Genomic DNA, 2,529 nt, shown 5'->3' on the forward strand with positions numbered 1-2,529 from the left:
TTCTTATGGTGCAAGAGCGCTTACTAAAGGAGGCTTTAATTCCTTACCTAAAATGACTTTCCCTGGAGGCTTGTTGGTTGGTTGTGATGCCGGCACTTTAAATTTTGCCAAAATCAAAGGTAATCATACTGCTATGAAATCTGGGTTATTAGCCGCCGAAACACTCATGGAGGTGTTAAGCCAAATTGATGCTGCACCCTCACAAGAATTAACTCAATATACAGAGAATTTTAAAAATTCCTGGTTATATGATGAGCTATTTAGAGCGCGAAACTTCGGTCCTGCCCTGCATAAATTTGGAACGTTTATGGGCGGAGCTTTTAATACTCTCGAGCAGAATTGGTTTAAAGGTAATCTACCCTTCACTTTTAAAGATGATAAAGCTGACCATGCACAGCTTAAAAAAACCCAAGACTGTGTCAAAATTAATTATCCAAAACCTGACGGTGTCTTAAGTTTTGACAAACTCTCTTCAGTGTTTTTATCCAATACTAATCATGAAGAAGAACAGCCTTGTCACTTAAAACTAAAGGATAGCGCAGTACCCATTACGGTTAATCTGGCATATTATGATGAACCAGCTCAACGTTATTGTCCTGCCGGAGTTTATGAGATCATTGAATCTGAACAAGGTGAAAAGCAGCTTCAAATAAATGCTCAAAACTGTGTACATTGCAAAACATGTGATATCAAAGATTTTACTCAAAATATTAATTGGGTTGTGCCTGAAGGTGCCGGTGGTCCAAACTATCCAAACATGTAGCTTTAGACAGTGGGGGAACCCTCGCGCTTATTTCTGTTTTAGGAATTATTAAATATTTTATGGACAGCGTTCATTACCAAATATATTCAGATTCTCCAGATAAACCTTGGATTTTATTACTCCATGGTTTATTTGGAAATTTAGACAACTTATCTGCACTTCGCAGACAGTTTACTGGCACATTTCAAGTGCTGTCTATCGACTTGCCCGATCATGGAAAATCCGCATTTACTGAGGGCTTTAGTTTTGTAGAATATGCACGACGGATTACAAAGCTCATTAATAGCCTCCAGATTACACAACTTCGTATAATCGGACATTCTCTAGGTGGCAAAGTAGCAATGCAAATTGCCCTTAATCAACGTGAACTAATTAGTCATTTGGTCGTATTAGATATTGCTCCAGTGAGTTATTTGGCTCGTCACAATAATGTGTTTCAAGGGTTAGACAATGTTTCATTACCAAACATAACGAGTCGTAAAGAAGCAGATATAGCGTTATCAAAGTACGTTATTGAGAGTTCAACCAGGCAGTTTTTGTTAAAAAGCCTGTACAATGAAAATAACCATTGGATGTGGCGCTTTAATCTGGATTTATTAGGTAAGGATTACTCAAAACTGTCATCTGCAATAAGTTCAACGCAACCTTATTTGGGTCCAGTTCTATTTATTAAAGGTGAGAATTCAGATTATTTGTTGCTAGAACACAGAGCAGCAGTGGTTCAGCTATTTCCTAACAGCCATTCACGAATGGTAAGTGGCACTGGGCATTGGCTTCACGCAGAAAAGCCTGAGGAGTGCGGAAAATTAATATCAACATTTTTATTCAAATAATCATATATTTTAAAAAAGCTTCAACAATAGGTTTTATTTAGGAAGTTTATCTAAGTAGATTATTTAAATAGTAGTGCTATTGTCTAAGGTAATTTTCATAGTAAACACTCTATGTTAATATGTTACCTATTTAAAGGAGTGGACCATAATACATGCTAACTGAGCATTACGAACAAATTGAAGCAATAGGTTTTGAAATTGCTATTGTGGGCCTTTTTTTTCTAATGGCTTTGGTTGTTCATGATGTACTTAAGAAAAATGACGTGCCACTTATTGGTAAAGTTGTCGTTTATTTTGTACTTCTTTTAGGTACCGCAGGATCTATATTTAAAGGCATCATGCAATTGGTTATCGAAGGCTAATATTGTTAATAATTTAGTTTTTATTGAAACCAAAAATGAAATTATATTTTAGTTTAGGAATAAGTAATAATGGCAAGTGTGGGACTATTTTTCGGCAGTGACACTGGCAATACAGAACATATTGCTAAAATGATACAGAAAGAGTTAGGTAAAAACTTAATAGACGTTAAAGACATTGCTAAAAGCAGCAAAGAAGATATTGCTGATTTTGACCTACTACTTTTCGGAATTCCGACTTGGTATTATGGTGAGGCACAATGTGATTGGGATGACTTTTTCCCGGAACTTGAACTAATTGATTTTGAAAATAAGTTAGTTGCAATATTTGGATGTGGGGACCAAGAAGATTATGCAGAATATTTCTTAGATGCCATGGGTATGGTAAGAGATATTGTTGAAGCTAAAGGAGCAATCCTCGTGGGTCAATGGCCGTCTGAAGGCTATGGTTTTGAAGCATCCAAAGGCATGGCAGACGAAAATCACTTTGTTGGTCTCGGTATTGATGAAGACCGTCAACCCGAACTCACTGAACTACGAGTTAAAGGTTGGTGTAAACAAATACGCGATGAAC

Annotated in this window: 4 protein-coding genes; all 4 read left to right on the forward strand. The window is 36.6% G+C overall.

Annotated features, from left to right (window positions below):
* On the forward strand, positions 1 to 763 hold a 763-nt coding region (locus QZ562_RS20880), incomplete at its 5' end, for a 4Fe-4S dicluster domain-containing protein (RefSeq protein WP_293764613.1).
* A 59-nt stretch (positions 764 to 822) separates the two neighbouring features.
* On the forward strand, positions 823 to 1,596 hold the full coding sequence (locus QZ562_RS20885) for an alpha/beta fold hydrolase (protein ID WP_293764615.1): 774 nt from the start codon (positions 823 to 825) through the stop codon (positions 1,594 to 1,596).
* Between the two features lie 152 nt (positions 1,597 to 1,748).
* Positions 1,749 to 1,958 (forward strand): DUF2788 domain-containing protein, encoded by a 210-nt coding sequence (locus QZ562_RS20890; protein WP_293764617.1) that lies wholly within the window; start codon positions 1,749 to 1,751, stop codon positions 1,956 to 1,958.
* Between the two features lie 69 nt (positions 1,959 to 2,027).
* Positions 2,028 to 2,529, forward strand: a 502-nt coding sequence (gene fldA / locus QZ562_RS20895; RefSeq protein ID WP_293764619.1) for a flavodoxin FldA, incomplete at its 3' end; no start/stop codon positions are given.

This window comes from uncultured Paraglaciecola sp. (genome assembly GCF_913058035.1).
Lineage (GTDB): Bacteria > Pseudomonadota > Gammaproteobacteria > Enterobacterales > Alteromonadaceae > Paraglaciecola.